The following is a 24135-nucleotide window of genomic DNA, read 5'->3' on the forward strand; positions in this document are numbered from 1 at the left end:
TCCAGGCTTTTTCGTCACCTATCTAGGTGAGCCGACTTTGAGTGTCGGATGAGCCATCTATCTTGACGCTGAGCAAGATACGGTGACGCGTCAGGACAAGGTCAGGTCGGACCGAGAGGCAACTCTTCGTCCTTCCTCAAACGGCACGCTCTTCGCAGCTTCTCCTACTTCTCGTTGAGGAGCGGCCGTTTCGCCGCTCCAGGGACACATTGGCTTTCAGGCACACAACTTTGGGTGTCCGCCCACAACAGCCTAGCCTCTCAGCTGCACCCGCTCGTGGCGCCGCAGGTGTCGCACTTCTCGCAGGTGCCGTTGCGGACCATGGTGAAGTTCTGGCACTCCGAGCAGGAGTTGCCGGTGTAGCCCTGCAGCATCGACTTGGCGCGGCGATCGGCTGCCACTTTCTTGGCCTCGGCCGCCTCGTTGGCTGCGGCATCGGAAAACAGTGAGGTCGTGACCGTTTCCTCTGTCGTCTCGTCGATCGTGATTTCTTCGGCCAGCTCCTTGGCACGCTCCTCGTAGTCGCGCTTGTAGGCGGTGGCTTCCTCGCGCAGCTCCGACGATACCGACTTCAGCGCCGTCACCGTTGCACCGGTCGAGATGGCACGCACGTTCGAGCCCGAGAACGCGGTTGGCGCGGCCTTGATAGGGGCGGAGGCAGGCGTGGCCGAACCCTTGGGGTCGTTGCCGATGACGCCGGAGACGACCTTGAGCGGGGCGCCGCGGGTCAGGCCCCTGGAGAAGGGCAGGGCCTTGCCTTCGGTGATGCCCTTGCCGAGTGCCGTCTTGTCGAAGTCCGACTGGTCGACATGGGCGAGGTCGTGGCGGCCGAGATAGGAAACGGCGAGTTCGCGGAAGACATAGTCGAGGATCGAGGTGGCGTTCTTGATGGCATCGTTGCCGATGACCATGCCGGCCGGCTCGAACTTGGTGAAGGTGAAGGCCTCGACATATTCGTCGAGCGGAACGCCGTACTGCAGGCCGAGCGAGATCGAGATGGCGAAGTTGTTCATCATCGCACGGAAGGCGGCACCTTCCTTGTGCATGTCGATGAAGATCTCGCCCAAGCGGCCGTCGTCGAATTCGCCGGTGCGGAGATAGACCTTGTGACCGCCGACGACAGCCTTCTGGGTGTAGCCCTTGCGGCGGTTCGGCAGCTTTTCCCGTTCGCGGTAGAGCCGCTCGATGACGCGTTCGACGATCTTTTCGGTGACCTGCACAGCTTTGGCTGCGGCGGGCGCGGCAACCAGTGCCTCGACCGCATCGTCCTCGTCGTCGGCATCGTCAGCGATCAATGAGGCGTTCAGCGGCTGCGACAGCTTGGAGCCGTCGCGGTACAGCGCGTTGGCCTTCAGCGCCAGCTTCCACGAGAGCATGTAGGCGCTCTTGCAGTCCTCGACCGTCGCCTCGTTGGGCATGTTGATGGTCTTGGAAATGGCGCCCGAGATGAAGGGCTGGGCGGCGGCCATCATCAGGATATGGCTGTCGACCGAGAGATAACGCTTGCCGATCTTGCCGCACGGGTTGGCGCAGTCGAACACCGGGAGGTGCTCTTCTTTCAGGAATGGTGCTCCCTCGAGGGTCATGGCACCGCAGACGTGGATGTTGGCGGCTTCGATGTCTTTCTTGGAGAAGCCAAGGGCCGGCAGCATCTCGAACGAGAAATCGTCGAGCTGTGCGTCGGTGAAGCCCAGAACGTCCCTGCAGAAATCTTCGCCCAGCGTCCACTTGTTGAACACGAACTTGATGTCGAAGGCGCTCTTGAGCGCTGCGTTCAGCGTCTCGATCTTCTCGTCGGTGAAGCCCTTGGCCTTCAACGTCGAAGGGTTGATGCCCGAGGCCTGGTTGAGATTGCCGTGGCCGACCGCGTAGGCCTCGATCTCGGCGATCTGGCTCTCGGTGTAGCCGAGCGTGCGCAACGCTTCGGGAACGGCGCGGTTGATGATCTTGAAGTAGCCGCCGCCGGCGAGCTTCTTGAACTTGACCAGCGCGAAATCGGGTTCGATGCCGGTCGTGTCGCAATCCATGACGAGGCCGATCGTGCCGGTGGGCGCGATCACGGTCGCCTGCGCATTGCGGTAGCCATGCTTTTCGCCAAGCTCGATGGCGCGGTCCCAGGCAGCGCGGGCATGCGTCACCAGAGCCTGTTGCTTGAGGTCGGAAGCAACCAGCGGCACCGGGTTGACCGACAGCTGCTCGTAGCCGGCCGCCTCGCCATAGGCGGCGCGGCGATGGTTGCGCATGACGCGCAGCATGTTCTGGGCGTTGCGCTCGTAATCAGGGAAGGCGCCGAGCTCGGAGGCCATTTCGGCCGAGGTGGCATAGGCGACGCCGGTCATGATCGCGGTGAGTGCGCCGCAGATGGCGCGGCCCTCTTCTGAGTCATAGGGAATGCCCGAGGTCATCAGCAGGCCGCCGATATTGGCATAGCCGAGGCCGAGCGTGCGGTACTCGTAGGAGAGCTTGGCGATTTCCTTGGACGGGAACTGCGCCATCATGACCGAGATTTCGAGCACCACGGTCCACAGACGGGCGGTGTGCTCATAGGCTGCGATGTCGATCTCGCCATTCTGCATACGGTAGGGCAGCAGGTTGATCGAGGCGAGGTTGCAGGCCGTGTCGTCGAGGAACATGTATTCCGAGCACGGGTTCGACGCACGGATGGCGCCTGCGGAGGCGCAGGTGTGCCAGTCGTTCATCGTGGTGTTGAAGTGCAGGCCCGGATCGGCCGAAGCCCAGGCGGCGTAGCCGATCTTCTCCCACAGGTCGCGGGCCTTGAGCGTCTTCAGGACCTTGCCGTCCTTGCGGGCGGTCAGGTGCCAGTCGGCGTCATTCTCGACGGCGCGCAGGAAGTTGTCCTTGAGCGAGACCGAATTGTTGGAATTCTGGCCCGAAACCGTGAGGTAGGCCTCCGAATCCCAATCGGTGTCGTAGGTGTTGAACTCGATCGAGGTGTAGCCCTGCTTGGCGAACTGGATGACGCGGTAGATGTAGTTCTCCGGCACCGAGTTCTTCTTGGCGGCCTTGATCTCGCGCTTGAGCGCGGTGTTGACGGCCGGATCGAAGCAGTCGTCATCCTGGCCTTCGCAGTTGACGCAGGCCGCCATGATCTTGGTCAGGTGCTGGCGCACGATCTTGGAGCCGGTGACGAGAGCCGCGACCTTCTGCTCTTCCTTCACCTTCCAGTCGATATAGGCCTCGATATCGGGGTGATCGGCGTCGACCACCACCATCTTGGCCGCACGGCGCGTGGTACCGCCCGACTTGATGGCGCCGGCGGCGCGGTCGCCGATCTTGAGGAAGCTCATCAGGCCCGACGAACGGCCGCCGCCCGAAAGCTTTTCACCTTCGCCACGCAGATGCGAGAAGTTCGAGCCGGTGCCCGAGCCGTATTTGAACAGGCGCGCCTCGCGCACCCACAGGTCCATGATGCCGCCCTCGTTGACGAGGTCGTCGGCGACCGACTGGATGAAGCAGGCATGCGGCTGCGGGTGTTCGTAGGACGACTTCGACTTGGTCAGCTTGCCGGTGAAGGGGTCGACATAGAAGTGGCCCTGGCCAGGGCCGTCGATGCCATAGGCCCAGTGCAGGCCGGTGTTGAACCACTGCGGCGAGTTCGGGGCCACGCGCTGGGTGGCGAGCATGTAGGCGAGTTCGTCGCGGAAGGCCAGCGCATCGGCCTCGCTCTTGAAGTAGCCGCCCTTCCAGCCCCAATAGGTCCAGGTGCCGGCGAGACGGTCGAAGACCTGACGGGCGTCGGTCTCGGAGCCGTAGCGCTCGTTTTCGGGCAGCTTGGCAAGCTCGGCCTCGTCGGCAACCGACCGCCACAGGAAGGAGGGAACGTCGTTCTCCTCGACCTTCGTCAGACGCGCGGGAACGCCTGCCTTGCGGAAATACTTCTGGGCGAGGATGTCGGCCGCGACCTGGCTGAACTGGACGGGCACATCGATGTCGGCGAGCCGGAAGACGATCGATCCATCCGGATTCTTGATCTCGGAGATCGCCTTGCGGAACTCGATCTCCGCATAGGCCGATTGTCCATCCTTGGTGAAACGCCGCTCGATGCGCATCGGTCGATTTCCTTTTGTCTATATATAGCGTTTTTCGCAGGGAAATTCCCGTTGCTTGTGCGAAAGACGCGAGCCCGCTTTATCCGACTGCCCGCGCAGCCGGATGCCTTTTCCCGAGATGGCCGCTGCCGGACTGGAAAATCTCCTTGGGAAGGACTTTCCGCTCAAGCCTGCGACCCGTCCCGGGCCCGTCGAACTGAAACTTGGTTGCGATTCCCTCATGGAGGGACAACTCACACTATCTAGCGCCAACGCTGCCTGCAAACACTAAATATAGTGTTAACAGAAGATTTCCGCCAGTCCCCAATTTTTACCCGCCAACCCCTTGGCACCCGTAAAAACGCACGCTTCCGCGACCCGCCTGAGCGGGTGGAAATGCGAGCGATAACTCACGAAGCTGGGAAAAAGGACCGGCCTCAGAACTTTCCGGTCACACGCTCAACAAGCGCGCATGAGTCATAAAAAGCGACTCGGGGGTGAACGTCAAGAAGTCGTTTATGCAGATTTTGTGACCCCAATATCTTGTGTGGGACAAGTGTGGATAACGGGGAGAATGACACACCACCACGACGCCGGCGCGACACTGGCAGACAGCGAACATGACCCGGATCGCCGAACTCGGCACCCGCTTCTGCGGGCAGTCAGGCCGCGACCTTGCCGTGGGTGGCACCGAAGGTGGCGATGAGGCGACAGAGGTCCGGCTCGTTGACCATGCGCGACGCCTCTGATGGTGTGACCCACTTGCGCGTGCGCTGGCGTCGCTCTTTCCATTTTTCGGCGACCTTGCGTACTTCCAGCGGATAAACCAGCACCTCGCAGGCGACCTGCTCGCCGCCGGCAAGTTCCTTGACGTAGAAATAGCGGCCGGCTTCCTGAGTGTCGACCGAACCGCTCAGGCCGGCCTCTTCGCTCGCCTCGCGGGCGGCGGTTTCACACAGGCGCTCGGATGTTTCGGGCCAACCCTTGGGCAGGACCCAGCGCCCGGTGTCGCGGCTGGTGATCAGCATCACCTCTATGCCTGACGATGTTCGGTGCCAGGGCAGGGCGGCAACCTGTATTCGGCAAGGCGGCGCGCCGAACAGGCGGCGAATCCGCTCGAAAAGGTGGTTGTGATACGCAGGCTTCATAAGCATCGGCAGTCCCACCCGGTCAAAAGACTCAGTTGCCGTGTCACGAATTGTACGGTTAATCCTCCGTAACAAAAGTAAATAGATTGATAAGCAGACGCCCGGCGCGCATCGGCCCGAAAATCGAACCGATTTTCGGAAAGCACGATGCGAAACCTAGGTTTTAAGAGCGTCCTATGCGCGTCCGAACAGGACGCGCGACGCTCTAATGGCCGAGCGTCGATGCAATCTCAGGATTGGTTTCTGCCGGGCAGGGCGCTCAGCCCTTGTGGTCGTCGGCGATCGGCTTCTGGTAGGTGAAGCCCATGTCCCATGGGAAGTAGATCCAGGTGTCCTGCGACACCTCGGTGACGAAGGTGTCGACCAGCGGCCGGCCCTTGGGCTTGGCGTAGACGGTGGCGAAATGCGCTTTGGGCATCATGGCGCGCACGATGGCTGCAGTCTTGCCTGTGTCGGTCAGGTCGTCGACGATCAGGATGCCTTCGCCTTCGCCCTCGAGCAGGGAGGGCGTGATCTCCTTCAGCACATGCAACTGACCCTGCGCGGTGTAGTCGTGATAGGAGGCCACGCACACGCTCTCGATGACGCGGATGCCGAGTTCGCGCGAAATGATGGCTGCCGGCACCAGGCCGCCGCGGGTGATGCAGACGATCGCCTTCCACTCGCCATTAACGCCGGAGAGCCGCCAGGCGAGCGCGCGGGCGTCGCGGTGGAACTGATCCCACGAGACTGGAAAGGCTTTTTCGGGAAGGGACATCGACGCGCACTCCGGCTCGGCGCGCCATCTGGCGCGGAAATAAGGGAATGCAGGCGGAATTAGCCGGAAAGCCCCGTCCTTGGCAAGGGCAGCTTCACTTCTCCTTCAGCAATCCTCGGAACACCTGTCCATCTGGGCCATATCTGCGGAGGCCGAGGTCACAGCCGACCGCACTGTGAACGAGACTGACCCAGGGCACGTAGCCAATCAGTGCCCTGTCAGCGGCATTCATTTCGACTTGCAGTTCACTGCGATGCTTTCCACCCAATTTGAAGTCGTCGCGTGACATGCCGGCGTCATTCAGGGCGGGGTCGAGCACGACGTCGTTCAACTTGATACCGCCACACAGTAGCGACAAAACTGTTGCTTCTGCGAGCTGCTTAACAGTCAGATTCGCTTCGCTGCCTCCTGCGCTTTCACAAGCAGTGACAGCAAGAACTGCTACCGACAGCAGAAATTGAGCTTTCATCGAGAACCTCAGAACTCACTTGTGTCTACCCAATTCAAGTGCAGATGCAAGGACTCCGGATATCCTCCAATCAACCAACTTGCACTACCGCGACAGCAGGATCGCAACGTCGCCTGCCTGCAGCACGCTGCGGGTGACGCCGCCAAACAGGAATTCGCGCAGCCACGAATGGCTGTAGGCGCCCATCACCAAAAGGTCGGCGCCGGTCTCCACGATTTTCTGGTGGATCACCGCATCGACTGTGTGCCCACGTGAATCCTGAACGCTGACCGATACCTTGGCGCCGTGGCGGGCAAAGGCTGCGGCGATCTCGGCGCCGGCGGCGTCCGAACTCTGAGAGGCCGTTTCGACCGGGTCGACGACCAGGATCTCGGTCTGTTCGGCCTCGATGATGAAAGGAAGGGCATCGAAGGCGGCGCGTGCCGCCTCGCGGCTGCCGTTCCAGGCGATCAGGATGTGGCGGAAAGTCGAGATCAGCGGCGCCGAGTGCGGCACGACCAGAACCGGCCGGCCCGCCTCGTAGATCAGGGAGTCAATGTCGGCTGCGAGCGAATCCTTGGCGTCGGGGGCAGCCTGCGAAACGATGACCAGATCGGCGCAGCGGGCGCTGTCGACGCCTGAAAGAGCGCTGTCGCCGGAGAAGCTCTCGAAGCTGCGCCATTCGAACGACACGCCTGAGGTTTCGATGCGGTTCAGGAAGGCCTTCTGAATCTTTTCGGCCCGCTCCTTGCAGAGCTCGGAATTGGCCTGGATGAATTCGGTGTCGGGGAAGCCCACAGCGGTCGTGTAGGGCATGGCCAGCGCCTCGGCGTGAACGCCGATCAGGTGGCTTTCGTGACGCTCGGCAAAGGGAATGGCCACATCGAGCACGCGCGCGACATCGCGCTCGCTCTGGATGATGGCGACAATGGTCTTGAACGGCATGGAACCCTCCTTTGCGTGAGCTCAAAGAGCGCTCAGCAAAGAAACACTATCATGGCCGTACTTGTTCCAATGTGACCTGGATCAAGTCCTTGGTATCAAGTCTCCGGGATGAAAGCGTTCAGGCAGCCTTGGCCAGGTCGGCGAGCATCGCCTCGATGGCTTCCCGCGCGGCGTCCATCGCGTCCTTGGAGCGCGAGCGCACAACGAGTTCCGTCCAGAACTTGCCGTCGAGATATTTCGGGTAGGAGCCGATGATGGTGTCGGGATGGGCCTTCTGGATTTCGGCGAGCGGACCGCCGATGGTGCCTTCGCCATAGGGGCAGGGCACAGTGGTCGAGAGCAGCTTGGTGCCGGTCTTGAGCGTCGGCACGACATTGTCGAGCATCGCCTGGAAGATCGACGGCACGCCTGCCATGACATGAACGTTGCCGATGCGGAAGCCGGGCGCTACCGACACCGGGTTGTCGATGAGGTCTGCGCCGCGCGGCATGCGCGCCATGCGCTTGCGCGCCTCCGAGAATTCCATGCCGCGCGAGGCGTAGTTGGCTTCGAGCATGGCATAGGCGCGCGGCTCGTATTCGCAGGGCACGCCGAAGGCCTTGGAGATGGAATCGGCGGTGATGTCGTCATGCGTCGGGCCGATTCCGCCGGTGGTAAAGACATAGGTGTTGCGCGCGCGCACCGCATTGACCGCGGCGGCGATCTCGTCCTCTTCGTCAGGAACGATACGCACTTCCTTCAGGTCGATGCCGATGGCCGTCATCACGTCGGCAAGGTGGCCGATATTCTTGTCCTTGGTCCGGCCCGACAGGATCTCGTCGCCGATGACGACCATTGCTGCGGTGACGATATCAGCCATCTCGGGTGCTCCATTGTCGGCTGAAGTCAGATACCGCTGCGCGCGCAAGCGGGCAATGGTCTGCATTCAGTGAACGATGCGTCACGAATGGCGATCTTTCATTGAACGGCCGTTGCGTTACATCTTGGGGCAGCCGCCGACCCAAGACGGCGCAACGAGATTTTCCCCTGGAGTTTGAAATGGCTAAGATTCTTGTTCTCTACTATTCGAGCTGGGGCCACATGGAGCAGATGGCCAAGGCCGCTGCCGAGGGTGCCCGTGCTGGCGGCGCCGATGTGACCATCAAGCGCGTTCCCGAGCTGGTGCCCGAGGCCGTTGCCAAGGCCGCCTACTACAAGCTCGACCAGGAAGCGCCGATCGCCGATCCGCTTGAGCTGGCCGACTATGACGGCATCATCATCGGCACCGCCACCCGCTACGGCACGATGGCGTCGCAGATGAAGAACTTCCTCGACCAGACTGGCCCGCTCTGGGCCAAGGGTGCTCTGCTCGACAAGGTCGGCTCGGTTATGGTTTCGACCGCGACCCAGCATGGCGGCGCCGAGCTCGCCCTCATCAACGCCCAGATCCACCTGCAGCACCACGGCATGGTCATCGTGCCGCTGTCCTATGCCTACCAGGGCCAGATGGGCAATGACGTGGTCCGTGGCGGCGCGCCTTACGGCATGACCACCACTTCCGATGGCGACGGCTCGCGTCAGCCTTCGGCCCAGGAGCTGGAAGGCGCTCACTTCCAGGGCAAGCGTGTGGCCGAGATCACCGTTCGCCTGCACGGCAAGGGCACCAATGCAGCGAAGGAAGTCGCATAACAGACTGAAATAGTACAGCTATTCGGAACGGGCGGTCGCAAGGCCGCCCGTTTTGCGTTGGCGTGGGGTTTGCCCTGATCTCCGCCGCGGTTAAGCTTGGCATCGCTTTGTCGCAGGATGCTTCGTCGTGCTTGGCTCTATTGTCTTCTGGTTCGGAACGATTGCGGTGCTGGTTGCGGCATTCGCCGCCGGCTATTTCGTTTTGGCGACGCGTCGCATCGCCGGCGAGGCCGAACGCGCCGTGCCTGCCTCGGGACAATTCCTCGCTCTCGGCCGCCACCGCATTCATTATGTCGAACAGGGGCAGGGCCGTCCCATCCTGTTCCTCCACGGCCTCGGCGGCCAGCTTCACCACTTTCGCCACACCCTGTTCGGCCGGCTCGGCGGTGACTTTCACCTTGTTGCAATCGACAGGCCGGGGTCCGGCTATTCGGCACGGCCAGCAGAATTTTCGGGCAGCCTGACAGAGCAGGCGAGGCTCGTGCGCGACTTCATCGCGGCCAAGGGGCTGGAAAGGCCGCTCATTGTCGGCCACTCGCTTGGCGGTGCCGTGGCCCTGGCGCTGGCGCTGGACCATCCGGACAGCATGTCCGGATTGGCGCTTTTGTCGCCGCTGACTCATGTCGAAGACGAACTGCGCCCCGAGTTCCGCTCGCTCTATGTGCGTTCGTCTTGGCTGAGGCATCTTCTCGCCAACACGATCTGGGTGCCTACCTCGCTCAAATATGCGCCGTTGACGCTGGCCTTTGTTTTCGGGCCGCAGCAGCCGACCAAGGACTATGCCATCGGCGGCGGCGGCCTCGCCGGGCTCAGGCCGAGCCATATCTATGCGACGTCTTCCGACCTGGTGGCGATCGAGCAGGATCTCGCGAGCCTTGAAGCCCGCTATGAGGAACTGAAGATGCCCGTGGGCGTACTGTTCGGCACGGCGGATCGGGTGATCGACTATCGTCTCAACGCCGAGCCGCTGGTCGGCCGCATCGGCAATCTCGAGCTTGAACTTGTCGACGGGCTGGGCCACATGCCGCAATTCATCGAGCCGCAGCGCGTCGACGCCTTCATCAGGCGGATCGCCGCGCGGGCCTTCGCCGTGGTCTGAAACAGTGGCCTAGGCGGAGCCATGCGTCAGCACGGATGTGCAAAGTCTGCTCCAGGTGCTTGAATCTACAGCCAAGCCCGCTTCCAGGTCGATGCGTCAGTCGGAGATTTCGGTTTCCGGCCGATCGTCGCCCTTGGCGACTTCGTCGTGCCATTGGCCGTCCGAATCCTCATACTGGATGCCATCGGTCGCGCCGGCGACGCGCTGTTCGGCGGCGGCAGTTTCGGCCGCGCGCAATGCGGCTTCATGGGTCGGAAAGGTCTCTGAAAAGGTACCGCCGACCTTGTAGGCCCAGCCGCTGTCGTGCTGGACTATTTCATAGACGAGCTTTGCCATCGTCATCCCTCTGAAGACAGTGCTCTCGCGATGCGGGGCTTGGCAGGCTTCAGGCGACGCCAACAGCGCCGGCACCAACACCCGTCCGGAAGGGCATGCCCATCAACGCTGGGACCGACAATTCGTTGCATCGGCGTTGAGGAAAATCGGGCCTGTTTCGGTCAGAGCGGGACGATGGAGAAGACCACGAAGACCCCGCAGATGGCGGCGGCAAGACCGAACCAGGCGCTGGGGTGCTTTTCCCAGAAATGCGGCGCACGTTCCCAATTGTACTGCATACGCAACTCCCCTCTTACTCCCACCCGGTCAAGTTGTATGGCGTGGCGTAGCGCTCTGCAATTTGCCGGTGCATTTTTACCCAGCGAAAAGCGCGCCGAAGTGGTAATTTTGCAACTGAGGTGAAGGAGACCGGCGCGGCGGCCTCACTGAGGGTTTTTGCACAACCTGTCGCACGACTTGCACAACGCAGGTTGACGGGCCCCCATAAGTAATTGAATACAAAGGCGCGCGGACGTGGCGGAACTGGTAGACGCAAGGGACTTAAAATCCCTCAGCCTCGGCTATGCGGGTTCGATCCCCGCCGTCCGCACCATGTCCACGGACGTGGAACTGCCACGGGCAGAATACGTCACAGCCAGCGCATCCGGGCAATAGCCAAAGTCCCGGCACGCGCTGTCAGCTATTTCGCGTCGTTGAAATCGAGCAACGGTGATGGTGTTGGTTCGCCCGATTTCGGCGCCTTGCGAGAAGGCGTCCTCTTCACAGGTTTCTTGCCGGCGTCCTTCGTTTCTGCCCCCTGCAGGGCAACCGATGGCGCCGCCTTGGCCGATGCCGATTTTGCTGCTGCCGGCGCAGCCTTTTCAGTGAACCTGATTGCCATCTGAGTATCCGTCATGTTCATCGCGCCGCGACTCGGCCGCCTTGGCTCTCCATACACGATTTGTTCTCGCGCAGGCGATGAATGACGGCGAGCCTCGCGGTTCGTCGCCTTGCGTTTGGCTGACACAGGTTTGATCGGTGTCAATGCGCCGATGGCGCTCTATGTCACCCTGCACCAGATACAGAGCGGCAAGGGAGTACGGCCGATGATCATCAAGGAAATGTCGCGGCAGGAATGCGTTGAACTGCTGACCATGGGCAGGCTCGGCCGGCTGGCCTGCTGCAAGGACACTCGTCCTTACGTTGTGCCCATCCACTTTGCCTATGCCGACGGCAGCCTGTACGCCTTTTCGGTGCAGGGCCAGAAGATCGACTGGATGCGTGAAAACCCCAATGTCTGCCTGCAGGCGGACCGTCGCGATGGCGACCGTGGCTGGCGCAGTGTCGTGGTGAGCGGTCGCTACGAGGAATTGCCCGACCGTATCGGCTCAAAGCACGCGCGCGAGCATGCCTGGTCGCTGCTGGAAAAGCACGCCAACTGGTGGGAGCCGGGCGGGCTCAAACCGTTCGACCAGGGTGGCGGCGGCCAATCCATCTTCTTCCGCATCCACATCGAAAGCCTCAGCGGCCGGCAATCCGTCGACGAATAGCGGCTCTTGAACCTTGGCGATGTCCTGCGACGTCGATGGAAAGTGGGTCGCGAACAGGTCGCGCTTTGTGCCAGGTGATAGTCAGCTACCGCAGGCTATTTCTGGTCAATGAAGCCGAGCACCGATCTGTTGTAGCCATCGGGGTCCTGCAGCATGGCGAAGTGGCTGGCATTGGCAAGAATGATCAGCTTGGCGCCCGGAATGACCGACGCGATGTATTCGGTGTGCTCGCGCTTGACCGCTTCGTCATGGTCGCCTGAGACGATTGCCGTGGGCACGGTGATCCGGGCCAGATCCTCCCTGGACCAGTTGGGCTGGCTCTTCCACATGTGGCTGATCTGGGCGACGAAGTTGTCATATTCGTCCGGTGTCTTCGACATCCGCGCGTAATCCTCGCCGGAGCGTTCGATATAGGCGGCGAAGGTCTTGTTATCGAGCATGTCGGGGTCGACGCCATCGGGCGTGACGTTGGCGGCTTGGGCATAGAGCCGGGTCAGGCGCTCGGGATGCTTCATGGCGATGTCGAGGCCGATGATGCCGCCGTCGTCCCAGCCGACAAGTGCGGTCCTGCCGATGCCGAGATGGTCGAGCAGGGCGACATAGTCAGATGCCATCAGGTCGTAGCCGAAGGGCTTGTTGCCGCGGCTTGAGCGGCCATGGCCGCGGCTGTCGGCGACGATCACCTTGTGCGTCTTGGACAGGGCCTCGACCTGGCCAGCCCAGATGTCGGCGTGGCTGAGGCCGCCATGGATGAGCAGGACAGGATCGCCGGTGCCGTAGATCGCGTAATACATGTCGATGCCGTTGACTTGGGCATAGCCACTTTCGTCGGCCACCGGCATCTGCGCAGGTTCGGGCAGGGTTTGCCAGCGTTCTTCAGTGAATGCCGGCGCGTTGGGCAGCGCAACCAGAAACGCCAACGTCAACGCAATCCACAACGCACGCATAGCCGTCTCCGCAAGGTGGGCGGCGACATGACTAACGGCGGAAAAAGGCAAGCGGCGGGCAACAGAGCCTAAAATTAGCTGAGGACGATTTGGCGCAACTGTCCCTTAGCAGGTCCCCGAAAAGCTGACGGGCGGAAAAAGCTCCGCCCGTCGGTTCAGCCAGTTTGTAGGCGACGGTGTCAGGCGTCTTCTTCGACAAAGACCTCGTCGCGCTTCTTTCGCACCGCCGGCAACAGCACCACGATCAGCACCAGGGCGGCAATCGCGAGCAGAAGCGCGCTGATCGGCCGAGTGATGAAGGTGGTGGCATCGCCGCGCGATAGGATCATGGCCCGGCGCAGGTTTTCCTCGAGCAGCGGCCCAAGCACGAAGCCGAGCAGCAGCGGCGCCGGTTCGCAACGCAGCTTGACCAGCGCGTAGCCGATCAGGCCGAAGAAGGCGACGGCATAGAGGTCGTAGACGTTGGAATTGACGCTGTAGACGCCGATGGCACAGAAAGCCATGATGATCGGGAACAGAATGTAATAGGGGACGGTCAGAAGCTTCACCCACAGCCCGATCAGCGGCAGGTTGAGCACGATCAGCATCAGGTTGCCGATCCACATCGAGGCGATGATGCCCCAGAACAGCGCGGGCTGCTCGACGGCAACATTGGGGCCGGGCACGATGCCCTGGATGATCATCGCGCCGATCATCAGCGCCATAACCGGGTTGGCCGGAATGCCGAGCGTCAGCATCGGGATGAACGAGGTCTGCGCACCGGCATTGTTGGCCGATTCCGGACCGGCGACACCGGCAATCGCTCCCTTGCCGAACTCTTCGGGGTTCTTGGAGACGCGCTTTTCCACCGTGTAGGAGGCAAAGGCTGCAAGGATCGCGCCGCCGCCCGGCAGAATGCCGAGAGCCGAGCCGATGACGGTACCGCGCACGATAGGGGCTGCCATGGCCTTGAAGTCCTCGCGCGTCGGCATCAGGCCGGTGACCTTGGCCATCAGCACCTCACGGGTCTTTTCGCTTTCGAGGTTGCGCAGGATTTCGGCGATGCCGAAGACGCCGACTGCGACCGCAACGAAATTGAGCCCGTCGGCATATTCGCGGATGCCTAAAGTGAAGCGTGGCGTGCCGGTGTAGATATCGGTGCCGACGAGGCCGAGCAGCAGCCCGAGTACGACCATGGCCAGCGCCTTGACGATGGAGCCGTGCGCAAGCGCGATGGAAGAGACGAGACCGACGACCATCAGCGAGAAATATTCGGCGGCACCGAATTGCAGCGCGATAGAGGTCAGCGGCGGGGCGAAGACGGCAACGAGGAAGGTCGACACCGTGCCGGCAAAGAACGAGCCGATGGCGGCAATGGCAAGGGCCGCACCCGCACGGCCCTTGCGGGCCATCTGGTAGCCGTCGATGGCTGTCACCGCCGAAGATGATTCGCCGGGCATGTTGATGAGGATGGCGGTGGTCGAGCCGCCATATTGCGCGCCGTAATAGATGCCGGCGAGCATGATCAGCGACGACACCGGGTCGCCGATCTGGAAGGTGATCGGCAACAGCATGGCGATGGTGGCGGTGGCGCCGATGCCGGGCAGAACGCCGATGAGGGTGCCGAGCAGCACGCCGATGAGGCAGAAGCCGAGATTGTAGATGGTCGACGCGGTAGCGAAGCCGAGCGCGAGATTACTGAAGAGTTCCATCAGATCATCCCCCTTAGAACCGCAGCCACGGGCCGAAACGCTGGAACGGCAGGCCAAGCGCGTAGCTGAACACCACCACCGAGAACAGCGTGACCGCCGCAGCCAGTACCAGTGCCGGCAGCGGCTTCATGCGCGTCGAGGCGAAAGCCGCGATCAGGCAGGTGAAGAACAGCGACGGCACGAAGCCGAGGCCGCGCACGGTGAGCCCGAAGAAGATCGGCGCGGGCAGGATGAAGGCCATGCCGCGCCAGGCGATCGGGCCGATCGGCTCGCCATCGACGCGGGTCGCCTGGACGATGATGACGAGGCCGAGGGCCACCAGCACCAGCGACAGCACTAGCGGGAAGTAGCCTGGACCCATGCGCAGCGACGTACCGAGCTCGAGCCCGAGCGCTTGGATGGCGAAGAAGGCGCCGGTGGCTGCAAGCAGCGCACCGCAGGCACCGTTGGTTGGATCTATGGAAAGCTTGTTCATGGTTCCCTCTGGAGGCTCCAAGGCGGCATGCGCTCGCTGGCCGCTACGCGGCGATCTGCTCCTGTTGGGGAGAAGACGGAGGCACTGCCGTTTCAGGCCTGCTCTCTCTTTGAGGACATGTTGGTTAAGCGAGGCGGAGGCCGGGTGGGTGGAGTGCCCGCCCGGCCGTCATTTGCCTCAGTCGGCGTACTGGCCGGCGGCCTCGATAATCGGCTTCCAGCGGGCGATTTCGCCTTCGAGCTTGGCCTTCAGCGCGGCAGGCGTTGCGTCGGCGTCCGACGATGGCACGGTGCCGAGTTCGGCGAAGCGGGCAATCACATTCGGGTCCTTGAGGGCCTTCTGCAGCGACTGCGACAGGCGTTCGGTCACTTCTGCCGGCGTGCCCTTGGGGGCATAGACGCCGTGCCAGATGCCGACTTCCATGCCTTCGAGGCCGCCTTCCTTGGTGGTCGGCACGTCGGGCAGGACGCTGAGGCGGGCAGGCGAGGTCACGGCATAGGCCTTGATGGTGCCGCCCTGGATCTGCTTGGTGGTGTTGGTGGTCTGGTCGCACATGATGTCGACCTGGCCGCCGAGCAGGTCGGTCATGGCAGGGCCGGTGCCCTTATAGGGAACGGTGACCAGCGGCGTGCCGATGGAGCTCATGAACAGCATGCCGCACAGATGCGAGGCCGCACCGATGCCGGCATTGGCGACGGTGACCTTGTCCTTGTTGGCCTTGGCGTAGTCGACCAGACCCTTGAGGTCGGTTGCCTCGAGGTCCTTGCGGGCAACGATGGTCATCGGCACTTCGGTGACGAGGCCGACATATTCGAAGGCGTTCAGCGTGTCGTAGGCGAGCTTGCGGTAGAGCGTGGCTGATGTGGCCATGCCGATGTGGTGGAGCAGCAGCGTGTAGCCGTCCGGATCGGCCGAGGCGACACGGCCCGCGCCCAGCGTTCCGCCGGCGCCGCCGACGTTCTCGACGATGACCTGCTGGCCAAGATCCTTGGACATGGATTCGGCGACGAGACGGGTGACGGTGTCGGTCGGGCCGCCGGCGGCGAAAGGCACGACGACGGTGATGGTGCGCTCGGGGTAGCCGGCAGCGTCAGCGGCAAGCGGGAAAATGGCAACAGCAGCGGCCGTCGCCAGCGAGGCGATAAATTTCTTCACGGTGTCCTCCCAAAGGTATCGGAACTTGACCTCCGCCGGGACCACAGCTCCTCCGGGGCCGGCGTTGGATCAACCGATAGGGCGGCAGGGGCCGGCGATCCGCAACGCCGCCGCCGTCCGATTGTCGGCTAAAATGTGGCCCAGGTTGTTGCGATGGGTGGAAAAGGTAACATCGGCCTTTTGGCGTGTGTGGAATTCCACACAAAGGCGCCGGACTAGTCCTCCGATGCGTCTACCAGGCCGATGCGATTCTTGTCGAGGCCGTAGCGCAGCATCTTCTCGTAGAGTGTCTTGCGCGAGATTCCGAGCTGCTCATAGACCGGCTTGAGGCTGCCGCCATGGGCCACAAGGGCTGCCGATATGATGTTCTTTTCGAAGCCGGCGACGCGCTCGGCCAGCTTTTCGTCGCCTTCGGCAAGATTGTCGTCGGCCGATTGCAGACCGAGGCCGAGGATGAAGCGGTCGGCGGCGTTGCGCAGTTCGCGCACGTTGCCGGGCCAGTCGAGCCTGATGATGTCGGCCACCACGCGCGGCGGCACCTCGGCGTCGTCGCGGCGGTAGCGGCCTGCGGCCTCGCGCACCAGTTGCAGAAACAGCAGCGGCACGTCCTCGCGCCGCGCCGCGAGCGCCGGCATGCGCAGCGTCACCACATTGAGGCGGTAGAGCAGGTCGGCGCGGAAACGCCCAGCGCCGACCTCGGCGTCGAGATCGACCTTGCTGGTGGCGATGAAGCGCACATCGAGCGGGATCGGCTCATTGGAGCCCAGCCGATAGATGACGCGGTCCTGGATGACGCGCAGAAGCTTGGCCTGGAGATCTGCTGGCATCGAGCTGATTTCGTCGAGCAGCACCGTGCCACCGCGGGCATGTTCGAATTTGCCGTAGCGCGGCCTGAGCGCGCCTGGAAACGCGCCGGCCTCGTGGCCGAACAACTCGCTCTCGATCAGCGTGGCCGGAAGGGCGGCGCAGTTGATAGCGACGAAAGGTTTTGTCGCGCGGCTGCTGATGTCGTGCAGCGCGCGCGCCGCCACTTCCTTGCCCGTGCCGGTGTCTCCGATGATGAGCGCGTCGGCATCTGTCGCGGCGATGGCGCGAAGCTTGTAGCGCAACTCGACCATAATCTGGCTGCGGCCGGGCAGGCGCGCCTCGATGTCGTCGTTCTTGCCGGCGGCGGCGCGCAGCTGCCGGTTTTCCAGCACAAGCCTGCGCCGGTCGATGGCGCGTGTTGCCATTTCGGCGAGGTGCTGCGAGGTGAACGGCTTTTCGACGAAATCGTAGGCGCCCTCGCGCATGGCACGCACGGCAAGCTGGACGTCGCCATGGCCGGTGACAAGGATGACGGGAATATCGGCATCGACCTCGTGGATGCGGTTCATCAGCGTCATGCCGTCCATGCCGGGCATGCGGATGTCGGAGACGACGACGCCGTAGAACCCTTGCGTGATGAAGTCGAGGGCGCGTTCGGCGCTGGCGCTGTCCTGGACGACGAGGCCGGCAAGGTCGAGCGACTGTGCCGTCGAGCGGCGCAACTCGTCCTCGTCGTCGACGAGCAGCACGACAGGCGGCCTCATTCGGCCGCCTCGCGCATGGCGGAGCGCATCGCATCGAGGTCGATTGTGAACAAGGCTCCGCCTTCAGGATGATTCAAGACGCCAAGACTCCCACCGAAGTCCTTGATGATATTGTATGAAATCGAAAGACCAAGGCCAAGGCCCTTGCCCACGCCCTTGGTCGAGAAGAATGGATCGAAGATGCGTTCGGCAATCGCCTTGGGCACGCCGGGGCCATGGTCGCGCACTGTGATGGTCACCTTGCCGGCCTTGCGTCGCGCCACGAGTTCTATGCGGCGGTCGGGCAGGCCTTCCACCGCGTCGGCAGCGTTGGTGACGATATTGACCAGGACCTGCTGCAGGCGCACCGCGCCTGCCTTTACCGTCAGCGGCGTTGGGCCAAGGTCGACCGACAGCGTCGCGTCCGCCGCCTTGAGGCGCCAGGCGACGATCTCCTGGGTGTCGTGGACCACCTCCTGCAGCGACACTGCGCCGAGCTTCTGGTTCGGCTTGCGGGCGAAGTTCCTGAGATGCTTGCTGATCGAGGCCATGCGATCGGTCAGGCTCGAAATGCGCGAGACATTGTCGCGCGCCTCGGCGACGCGCTCGCGGTCGATCAGGATCGCGGCATTGTCGGCGTAGGTTTTCACTGCCGCCAGCGGCTGGTTGAACTCGTGTGATAGTGCTGCGGACATCTGGCCGAGTGCGGCGAGCTTGCCGGCCTGGATCAGGTCGGCCTGGGTCTGGCGCAGCTGCTGTTCGGTGGCGCGGCGCTCGGCGACCTCGGTCTCTAACCGCGTATTGACCAATGCGAGGTCGGCGGTGCGTTCGTCGACGCGGCGCTCCAATTCCTGCTGCGCCGATTGCTGCATCTGCATGCGTTCGGCCAGCCGCGCCCGGCGCTGCAGGATGATGGCGCTGCCGAGGGCTGCAAGGCCAAGCGCAAGAAGGGCGAGCACGACCGCCGACAGCGACTGGGCGCGGGCGGAACTTGTGTCGGCCAGCACATGCACCGTCCAGCCGGCCTCGGGCATTTCTTCGGCGACCTCGAGGAATTCGCGTGTGTTGCCGCGTTCAGAGATTGCCAGAAGCTCCCGGCCATCGGCCATGAAACGGGAGACGGGCAGGTTGCGCAGCACCGCATCGGAATAGCGCCGCGAGGCCGTGGTACGCGCCAGCATTTCCGACGTCAGCGGCTTCATGCTTGAATAAAGCCAGCCAGGGCGGCTGCTCATGAAGATGATGCCTTCGGGGTCGGTGACGGTCAGTTCGAAGTCGCCCCCGCGCCACGAGGCCTCGATCTCCTCGATATGCACCTTGAGTACCACCACGCCGGCGGCGCGCTCGCCGAGCTTTACCGGCGCCGAGAAATAGTAGCCGCGCATGTTGGACATGACGCCGAGTGCAAAGAAGCGCCCGAGCCCGCCGTGGATGGCATCCTGATAGTAGGGCCGATACGAATAGTTCTCGCCGACGAAAGTGGTGGGCAGATCGTAGTTGCTGGCCGCGATCGTGTCGCCGCCCGGTTTGATGACGTAGATGTCGGACGATTCGAGCAGGCTGTTGATCGATTTGAGGTAGCGGTTGGCGACGTCGCGCAGCGCAGGATCGTCAGGCGAGGCGAGCATGAGCTGGATGTCGTCATTGTCGGCGATCAACTGCGGCAGCGCCTTGTAGCGGCTGATCTGGCCCGTCAGTGCGGAGACGGCAAGCCGGAGCGTGGTCTGGCCGCGCGCTTCAGCCTCGTCCATGTAGGCGCGCGTGGCAAGCCGTCCGCCCAGCACAACGATCGCAAGCGCCAGCGCTGCCAGGGCTAGCCCCGGCCACATCCAGCGACGGCCATAAAGAAAATGCTGCATGACGCGGCCTGAACCCGTTCGAGCCGCCAAGTATACCGGTGCGGCCATGCCGCACAACCAAGGCCCTGTTTTCCGTCGTGGCTTTCGTTACAGTCGCATTGAAAGAGCACAGGATTCCTTGCAATGCCCAAACAGTCGCCCTTCGCCAAGCCGCGCCCGTGGACCGAGACCGCACCTCAGCTGGTCGACGTCGCCATGGGCCGCAAGCCGGCCGATCTCGTCATTCGCAACGGCCGCTGGGTGAATGTGCATTCGGGCGAGATCATCCCCAGTACAGACCTTGCCATCACAGCCGGCCGCTTCGCCTATTGCGGGCCGAATGCCAGCCACACCATCGGCGAAGGCACCAAGGTCGTCGATGCCGGCGGACGCTACCTGGTGCCCGGCCTGTGCGATGCGCATATGCATGTCGAAAGCGGCATGGTCACCGTCACTGAGTTCTCGCGCGCGGTCATTCCGCATGGCACCACCTCGATGTTCATCGATCCGCACGAGATCGCCAATGTGCTCGGCTTGAACGGCGTGCGGTTGATGCATGACGAAGCACTTGCCATGCCTATCAACGTGCACGTGCAGATGCCGTCCTGCGTGCCGTCGGCGCCCGGACTGGAGAATGCCGGTGCGGTGCTGACCGTTGAGGACGTCGCGGAGGCGATGACCTGGGAAAACATCATCGGCCTGGGCGAGGTCATGAATTTCCCGGGCGTCGCCGCCAACAACCCGGTCATGTCGGGTGAGATCGCCGAGACGGTGAAGGCTGGCAAGACCGTCGGCGGCCACTATGCCTCGCCTGACCTCGGCTTGCCGTTCCACGGCTACGTCGCCGGTGGCCCGGAGGACGACCACGAGGGCACTCGCGCCGAGGACGCCATCGCCCGTGTCCGCCAGGGCATGAAGGCGATGCTCCGCCTGGGCTCGGCCTGGTACGACGTTGCCAGCCAGATCAAGGCGGTCACCGAGATGGGCATCGACCCCAGGAACTTCATCCTCTGCACCGACGACAGCCATTCCGGCACGCTGGTGCATGACGGGCACATGGATCGCGTCGTCCGCCATGCCATCCAGCAGGGGTTGAAGCCGGTGACGGCGATTCAGATGGCCACGATCAACACCGCCCAGCATTTCCGCCTGGAGCGCGAGGTTGGCTCGATTGCACCGGGCCGGCTCGCCGACGTGCTGATCGTCTCGGACCTCGCAGAACTCAAGATCGATGAAGTCTTCGCCCGCGGCGTGCGGCTGGCCAAAGCCGGCAAGCTGGAAGTCGATATTCCCGCTTATGCCTATCCGGCCGAGGCCAAGAATACGGTCAAGCTCGGCAAGCAGCTTGGCGCCAGCGATTTCGACATCAAAGCCCCAGAGGGCGCAAACGAGGTCAGGGTGCGCGTCATCGGCGTGATCGAGAACCAGGCGCCGACCCGCGCGCTGGAGGCCGACCTGCCGGTCGAGGACGGGCTTGTCGGCATGGACCGCCGCAACGACGTCTGCCAGATCGCCCTCGTCGAGCGCCACCGCGCCACGGGGCAGGTGACCAACGCCTTCGTCTCCGGCTTCGGCTATATGAAGGACTGCGCGCTGGCTTCCACGGTCGCCCATGACAGCCACCACATGATCGTCGTCGGCACCAATAAGGCCGACATGGCGCTGGCGGCCAATCGGCTCGGGCAGGTCGGCGGCGGCGTGGTGCTGTTCTCGGAAGGCAAGGAACTGGCGCTGGTCGAGATGCCGATAGCCGGCCTGATGTCCGACGAGCGCGCCGAGATTGTCGCCGCCAAGGCCGACAGGCTGGTTCAGGCGATGCGCGACATGGGCTGCAGCCTCAACAATGCCTATATGCAACACTCGCTGCTGGCGCTGGTGGTGATCCCCGAACTGCGCATTTCCGACGTCGGCCTGGTCGATGTCAGGACCTTCGAGAAGGTCGACCTGTTCGTCTGAGCATTCATAAGAGAACGGCAGACGCCTGCCAGCGCCATCAGTCCGTCTCCGCAAAATGCTGGTAATGCGCGCCGGTGACGCCGGCCGCATCGAGAGCGTCCTTCAGCGCCTCGCTGATCGCCGGCGTCGGCATGACGATGAACTTGTCGATCCAGACATGATGGTTGCCGATCTGCGACCGATTGAAGACCAGTTCCTTCTTGCTGCCGTCGAGGTACCAGAGATTGCGAAACTCGAACGTGGTCTTGGCACGGTCGACTGTGTCGAGGCGGTTGCAGGGAACGAACCAGAAGCGGTCGGCGGCAAGTTGGCCGTCCGTCCACAAGAACTGGATGGGAAAGAACTGGTGGACGCCAGGTTCGAAGCGCTCGATGACGTCTTTGACCTTGGCGCTGACCGACAGGCCGAAGGCGTCGTAAAGATCCAGAACCGGCCGCTTCGGCCCGGTGAGTTCGATTTTCGTGGGGATGTAAGTCGCCTCGAACGGCCGGCCGTAATACGAGTAACCAGGTCTAATTCTAATGCCGTCGTCTCTGGTTATGTCGACAGGTCGTATCTTCTCGACGTCGCCGTCCAGGGCGCGGTAAATGTAACTGTAAAGATCGCTGCCCTTGTGGCTGAGAAAATAGACCATACTCAGTTCCTCAAAAATCGATATCCCACTGCTGAAAGGAAGGATGCGTCACAAGGTATTTTTAACATGCTAAGAGGTCTGGTTGGAATTTCAGCTCGGGGATTGCCGGCGGCCATGGATATTCAGTGTGGGCTGAGCGTATCACCAGAGGTGGCAATATGTTCTTCTATGTCGGTTTTCCCTACGACCACAATGTCAAGGCTGTTCGTCGTGCCGTCTATGAGCGCGGGCTGACTTCTCACATGAACGACCACAAGTGGCGGGCGCTCTGCTCGGCGGTGGTTGAACAGCTTCCGTTCGCTCCGCCCTATCAAGAGAAGCGGGTAACTTCAGACGTACTTCGTCCTGAGGTGCTTGACTTCGCCCCTGGTTACCATGGTGATTGGGCGAGGACGCCTGAAGGCGCGATGGGATTGTCGATAGAATGGCTGAAGGTTGCGCCCAGGGTTCGCGTTGAGGTTGGCCGACTGTTGCCGCCTCGCATCGAGGACTGTGCGGCGCAGCTACGCTGCTTGCTGGCCAGCTTGCGCATCCCGTTCAAGTAAGAGGATGGCTTTTTTGTTGTTTTCGGCCACACCCCTGCAGCCGAAGATCTCTTCGGCTCCTAGTCCCGCAAACGATCGTCAAATGCGCCTGCGGTCATGGGCAGGCGCACCAATCGCCGACGCGGAACTGCATCGTGCTGATGATTGGCGTCAGGAGTTCGATCAGGCTAGAGCAGCCCACCACTGAGCATCTTGATGCGGTCGGTGACGTCGCGGTCGCTGGCGAAGCCGTCGTCGGCGCGCAGGCGCTGGCCCAAAAGCTTCACCATTTCCGGGTTGTCGGCGAATTTGGTGTGGTTGAAGCTGTCCGCACCCTTCGCATCCGACAGGTCGACGACGATGACGCCGTACTCGGCCAGGTCGGCGGCGTTCTTGTAGTCGCCGAGGCGCGGCTTGGAGCCGGCTATGATGCCTGACAGCTTGAGCGCGCGGTCGTCGCCCGAGGTCATCAGGAAGAACGGCTTGGTCGGCTTGCCGTAACGGCGCATCTGCGCCTTGAACACGTCGACATCGATGTCGGGGGAGGCTAGAACCACGTCGCCGAGCTTGCCGCCGAGGTCGCGGTCGCCGGTCAGCGCCAGCTGACGCAGCGCTTCCATGGTAACCCACGTGCCCATTGAATGCGCCACGATGTCGATGCGGCGCGCGCCTGACTGGGCGAGCATGCGCAGCGTCACCTCGAGCTGGTCGCGCGCGGCGGCAGCACTTTCCTTGTCATAGACATAATCGGTCGTGGAGCCGCCCGAAGCCCAGGAGAACAGCACCGGGGTGCCGGTGTAGCCGCTGTCGTGGGCGATCTGGGTGGCGCGGTAGACGGCCGCGTCGAAAGAGGTGTTGTAGCCGTGGATGAACAGCATGGCGCGACCGCCGCGGGCGGCGATGTCGGCGCTCAAGGCCTGCGAGAACTCAGGCTGCGTCTGGAAGCCTACCGCGTTGGTGGCAGTGAAGAACTTCGTCGGGTCCGCATCCTTGCCGCGCTTGCGCAGCTCGATCTGGCCGGTGCGATGAACCTTCGGCACGGTCACGTCGACGCGGGCATAGTTCAGTGTCGAGGAACGGCCACGGTCGAACACCTGCTTGTCGTCGGAAGCGCGCTCACGCGTCGAGGCGACGAAGATCGCATGGTTGCCGGCGATCTCGGTCACCGGCACGTTGACGACCGCTCCGGTCAAAAGCTCTCCCGACGGCTGGTTGATGCAACCGGACAACAGGAGGGCGGCAAGCACGAGGCAGATCTTCGAAGGCGACACTTTTAAATTCTTTCTGACGGGCAAGGCGTTCAGCATGCCTTCCTCCCGACTGGCTGATAGTGGCGGAAGTAAGTCGGGTCCAGTCGAAAAGGCGATACTTGCGATCAGTCCGCTG

General features: G+C 62.7%; 21 protein-coding genes and 1 tRNA gene. 6 read left to right on the forward strand and 16 right to left on the reverse strand.

The genetic code is table 11. The features are described 5' to 3' along the window. Nucleotides 1–260: 260 nt before the first annotated feature. The 6 genes from NDO48_RS03860 to NDO48_RS03885 all read right to left on the reverse strand — a co-directional run bounded on the left by NDO48_RS03860 (nucleotide 261) and on the right by NDO48_RS03885 (nucleotide 8206). A complete protein-coding gene (locus tag NDO48_RS03860; RefSeq protein ID WP_018427593.1) occupies nucleotides 261–4070 on the reverse strand; it encodes a vitamin B12-dependent ribonucleotide reductase in 3810 nt (1269 codons plus the stop codon). 641 nt (nucleotides 4071–4711) lie between these two features. Further along, the gene (locus tag NDO48_RS03865; protein ID WP_026227118.1) at nucleotides 4712–5203 is read right to left on the reverse strand and encodes an NUDIX hydrolase; all 492 of its coding nucleotides are present in this window, start codon (nucleotides 5201–5203) and stop codon (nucleotides 4712–4714) included. Nucleotides 5204–5456: 253 nt separating this feature from the next. Then, the gene (gpt, locus tag NDO48_RS03870; RefSeq protein ID WP_018427595.1) at nucleotides 5457–5954 is read right to left on the reverse strand and encodes a xanthine phosphoribosyltransferase; all 498 of its coding nucleotides are present in this window, start codon (nucleotides 5952–5954) and stop codon (nucleotides 5457–5459) included. Nucleotides 5955–6048: 94 nt separating this feature from the next. Further along, nucleotides 6049–6423 (reverse strand): hypothetical protein, encoded by a 375-nt coding sequence (locus NDO48_RS03875; RefSeq protein ID WP_018427596.1) that lies wholly within the window; start codon nucleotides 6421–6423, stop codon nucleotides 6049–6051. A gap of 84 nt (nucleotides 6424–6507) precedes the next feature. Then, nucleotides 6508–7347 carry a universal stress protein gene (locus NDO48_RS03880; protein WP_018427597.1) on the reverse strand — a complete coding sequence of 280 codons (840 nt, stop codon included), beginning with the start codon at nucleotides 7345–7347 and terminating at the stop codon, nucleotides 6508–6510. Between the two features lie 118 nt (nucleotides 7348–7465). Continuing rightward, the gene (locus NDO48_RS03885; RefSeq protein ID WP_026227119.1) at nucleotides 7466–8206 is read right to left on the reverse strand and encodes a competence/damage-inducible protein A; all 741 of its coding nucleotides are present in this window, start codon (nucleotides 8204–8206) and stop codon (nucleotides 7466–7468) included. A 179-nt stretch (nucleotides 8207–8385) separates the two neighbouring features. Between NDO48_RS03885 and wrbA the strand changes: the two genes are divergently transcribed. Together wrbA and NDO48_RS03895 are read left to right on the forward strand one after the other, a co-directional pair. Then, complete coding sequence (gene wrbA / locus NDO48_RS03890) at nucleotides 8386–9015, forward strand: NAD(P)H:quinone oxidoreductase type IV (RefSeq protein ID WP_018427599.1); 630 nt, start codon at nucleotides 8386–8388, stop codon at nucleotides 9013–9015. 127 nt (nucleotides 9016–9142) lie between these two features. Next, nucleotides 9143–10114 carry an alpha/beta fold hydrolase gene (locus NDO48_RS03895; protein WP_267320867.1) on the forward strand — a complete coding sequence of 324 codons (972 nt, stop codon included), beginning with the start codon at nucleotides 9143–9145 and terminating at the stop codon, nucleotides 10112–10114. Nucleotides 10115–10210: 96 nt separating this feature from the next. On the opposite strand, the gene NDO48_RS03900 is transcribed toward NDO48_RS03895, so the two are convergent. Further along, entirely contained in the window at nucleotides 10211–10450 is a 240-nt protein-coding gene (locus tag NDO48_RS03900) for a DUF2188 domain-containing protein (protein ID WP_026227120.1), read from the reverse strand. Between the two features lie 507 nt (nucleotides 10451–10957). On the opposite strand from NDO48_RS03900, the gene NDO48_RS03905 reads away from it, so the two are divergent. Further along, nucleotides 10958–11042 (forward strand) — tRNA-Leu (locus tag NDO48_RS03905). Between the two features lie 87 nt (nucleotides 11043–11129). Here the strand turns inward: NDO48_RS03905 and NDO48_RS03910 are convergent. Further along, nucleotides 11130–11330: a hypothetical protein gene (locus NDO48_RS03910; protein WP_157632709.1), complete on the reverse strand. Its 201-nt coding sequence runs from the start codon at nucleotides 11328–11330 to the stop codon at nucleotides 11130–11132. A 130-nt stretch (nucleotides 11331–11460) separates the two neighbouring features. Here NDO48_RS03910 and NDO48_RS03915 point away from each other — a divergent pair, with 130 nt between their 5' ends. Then, the gene (locus NDO48_RS03915; protein ID WP_018427604.1) at nucleotides 11461–11979 is read left to right on the forward strand and encodes a pyridoxamine 5'-phosphate oxidase family protein; all 519 of its coding nucleotides are present in this window, start codon (nucleotides 11461–11463) and stop codon (nucleotides 11977–11979) included. Nucleotides 11980–12074: 95 nt separating this feature from the next. Here the strand turns inward: NDO48_RS03915 and NDO48_RS03920 are convergent, their stop codons facing one another. The 6 genes from NDO48_RS03920 to NDO48_RS03945 form a co-directional block, all read right to left on the reverse strand. Then, nucleotides 12075–12926, reverse strand: a complete 852-nt coding sequence (locus NDO48_RS03920) for an alpha/beta fold hydrolase (protein ID WP_026227122.1) — start codon at nucleotides 12924–12926, stop codon at nucleotides 12075–12077. Between the two features lie 179 nt (nucleotides 12927–13105). Next, nucleotides 13106–14617, reverse strand: a complete 1512-nt coding sequence (locus NDO48_RS03925; protein ID WP_018427606.1) for a tripartite tricarboxylate transporter permease — start codon at nucleotides 14615–14617, stop codon at nucleotides 13106–13108. Nucleotides 14618–14630: 13 nt separating this feature from the next. Continuing rightward, the gene (locus NDO48_RS03930; RefSeq protein ID WP_018427607.1) at nucleotides 14631–15092 is read right to left on the reverse strand and encodes a tripartite tricarboxylate transporter TctB family protein; all 462 of its coding nucleotides are present in this window, start codon (nucleotides 15090–15092) and stop codon (nucleotides 14631–14633) included. A 177-nt stretch (nucleotides 15093–15269) separates the two neighbouring features. Then, the gene (locus NDO48_RS03935; protein WP_026227123.1) at nucleotides 15270–16247 is read right to left on the reverse strand and encodes a tripartite tricarboxylate transporter substrate-binding protein; all 978 of its coding nucleotides are present in this window, start codon (nucleotides 16245–16247) and stop codon (nucleotides 15270–15272) included. A 215-nt stretch (nucleotides 16248–16462) separates the two neighbouring features. Further along, nucleotides 16463–17818, reverse strand: a complete 1356-nt coding sequence (locus tag NDO48_RS03940) for a sigma-54-dependent transcriptional regulator (RefSeq protein ID WP_018427609.1) — start codon at nucleotides 17816–17818, stop codon at nucleotides 16463–16465. Continuing rightward, nucleotides 17815–19656 carry a sensor histidine kinase gene (locus NDO48_RS03945; RefSeq protein WP_416377178.1) on the reverse strand — a complete coding sequence of 614 codons (1842 nt, stop codon included), beginning with the start codon at nucleotides 19654–19656 and terminating at the stop codon, nucleotides 17815–17817. The genes NDO48_RS03940 and NDO48_RS03945 overlap by 4 nt, the downstream gene beginning before the upstream one ends. A 123-nt stretch (nucleotides 19657–19779) precedes the next feature. On the opposite strand from NDO48_RS03945, the gene ade reads away from it, so the two are divergent. Further along, nucleotides 19780–21591 (forward strand): adenine deaminase, encoded by a 1812-nt coding sequence (ade, locus tag NDO48_RS03950; RefSeq protein WP_267320868.1) that lies wholly within the window; start codon nucleotides 19780–19782, stop codon nucleotides 21589–21591. A gap of 37 nt (nucleotides 21592–21628) precedes the next feature. Here ade and NDO48_RS03955 read toward each other — a convergent pair whose 3' ends face one another. Then, on the reverse strand, nucleotides 21629–22225 hold the full coding sequence (locus NDO48_RS03955) for an imm11 family protein (protein WP_267320869.1): 597 nt from the start codon (nucleotides 22223–22225) through the stop codon (nucleotides 21629–21631). A gap of 158 nt (nucleotides 22226–22383) precedes the next feature. On the opposite strand from NDO48_RS03955, the gene NDO48_RS03960 reads away from it, so the two are divergent. Then, nucleotides 22384–22770, forward strand: coding sequence for a DUF6678 family protein (locus tag NDO48_RS03960; protein WP_267320870.1), 387 nt, complete (start codon nucleotides 22384–22386; stop codon nucleotides 22768–22770). A 167-nt stretch (nucleotides 22771–22937) separates the two neighbouring features. Here NDO48_RS03960 and NDO48_RS03965 read toward each other — a convergent pair whose 3' ends face one another. Further along, on the reverse strand, nucleotides 22938–24020 hold the full coding sequence (locus tag NDO48_RS03965) for an alpha/beta hydrolase (RefSeq protein ID WP_018427614.1): 1083 nt from the start codon (nucleotides 24018–24020) through the stop codon (nucleotides 22938–22940). Nucleotides 24021–24135 lie beyond the last annotated feature (115 nt).

Origin of the sequence: Aminobacter sp. MET-1 (genome assembly GCF_026521175.1) — a bacterium.
Classification (GTDB): Bacteria; Pseudomonadota; Alphaproteobacteria; order Rhizobiales; family Rhizobiaceae; genus Aminobacter.

Coding starts and splice junctions, on each gene's coding strand:
- NDO48_RS03860 (WP_018427593.1), bottom strand. CDS start 4,070: ATGCGCATCGAGCGGCGTTTCACCAAGGATGGACAATCGGCCTATGCG.
- NDO48_RS03865 (WP_026227118.1), bottom strand. CDS start 5,203: ATGCTTATGAAGCCTGCGTATCACAACCACCTTTTCGAGCGGATTCGC.
- gpt (WP_018427595.1), bottom strand. CDS start 5,954: ATGTCCCTTCCCGAAAAAGCCTTTCCAGTCTCGTGGGATCAGTTCCAC.
- NDO48_RS03875 (WP_018427596.1), bottom strand. CDS start 6,423: ATGAAAGCTCAATTTCTGCTGTCGGTAGCAGTTCTTGCTGTCACTGCT.
- NDO48_RS03880 (WP_018427597.1), bottom strand. CDS start 7,347: ATGCCGTTCAAGACCATTGTCGCCATCATCCAGAGCGAGCGCGATGTC.
- NDO48_RS03885 (WP_026227119.1), bottom strand. CDS start 8,206: ATGGCTGATATCGTCACCGCAGCAATGGTCGTCATCGGCGACGAGATC.
- wrbA (WP_018427599.1), top strand. CDS start 8,386: ATGGCTAAGATTCTTGTTCTCTACTATTCGAGCTGGGGCCACATGGAG.
- NDO48_RS03900 (WP_026227120.1), bottom strand. CDS start 10,450: ATGGCAAAGCTCGTCTATGAAATAGTCCAGCACGACAGCGGCTGGGCC.
- NDO48_RS03910 (WP_157632709.1), bottom strand. CDS start 11,330: ATGGCAATCAGGTTCACTGAAAAGGCTGCGCCGGCAGCAGCAAAATCG.
- NDO48_RS03920 (WP_026227122.1), bottom strand. CDS start 12,926: ATGCGTGCGTTGTGGATTGCGTTGACGTTGGCGTTTCTGGTTGCGCTG.
- NDO48_RS03925 (WP_018427606.1), bottom strand. CDS start 14,617: ATGGAACTCTTCAGTAATCTCGCGCTCGGCTTCGCTACCGCGTCGACC.
- NDO48_RS03930 (WP_018427607.1), bottom strand. CDS start 15,092: ATGAACAAGCTTTCCATAGATCCAACCAACGGTGCCTGCGGTGCGCTG.
- NDO48_RS03940 (WP_018427609.1), bottom strand. CDS start 17,818: ATGAGGCCGCCTGTCGTGCTGCTCGTCGACGACGAGGACGAGTTGCGC.
- NDO48_RS03945 (WP_416377178.1), bottom strand. CDS start 19,656: ATGCAGCATTTTCTTTATGGCCGTCGCTGGATGTGGCCGGGGCTAGCC.
- ade (WP_267320868.1), top strand. CDS start 19,780: ATGCCCAAACAGTCGCCCTTCGCCAAGCCGCGCCCGTGGACCGAGACC.
- NDO48_RS03955 (WP_267320869.1), bottom strand. CDS start 22,225: ATGGTCTATTTTCTCAGCCACAAGGGCAGCGATCTTTACAGTTACATT.
- NDO48_RS03960 (WP_267320870.1), top strand. CDS start 22,384: ATGTTCTTCTATGTCGGTTTTCCCTACGACCACAATGTCAAGGCTGTT.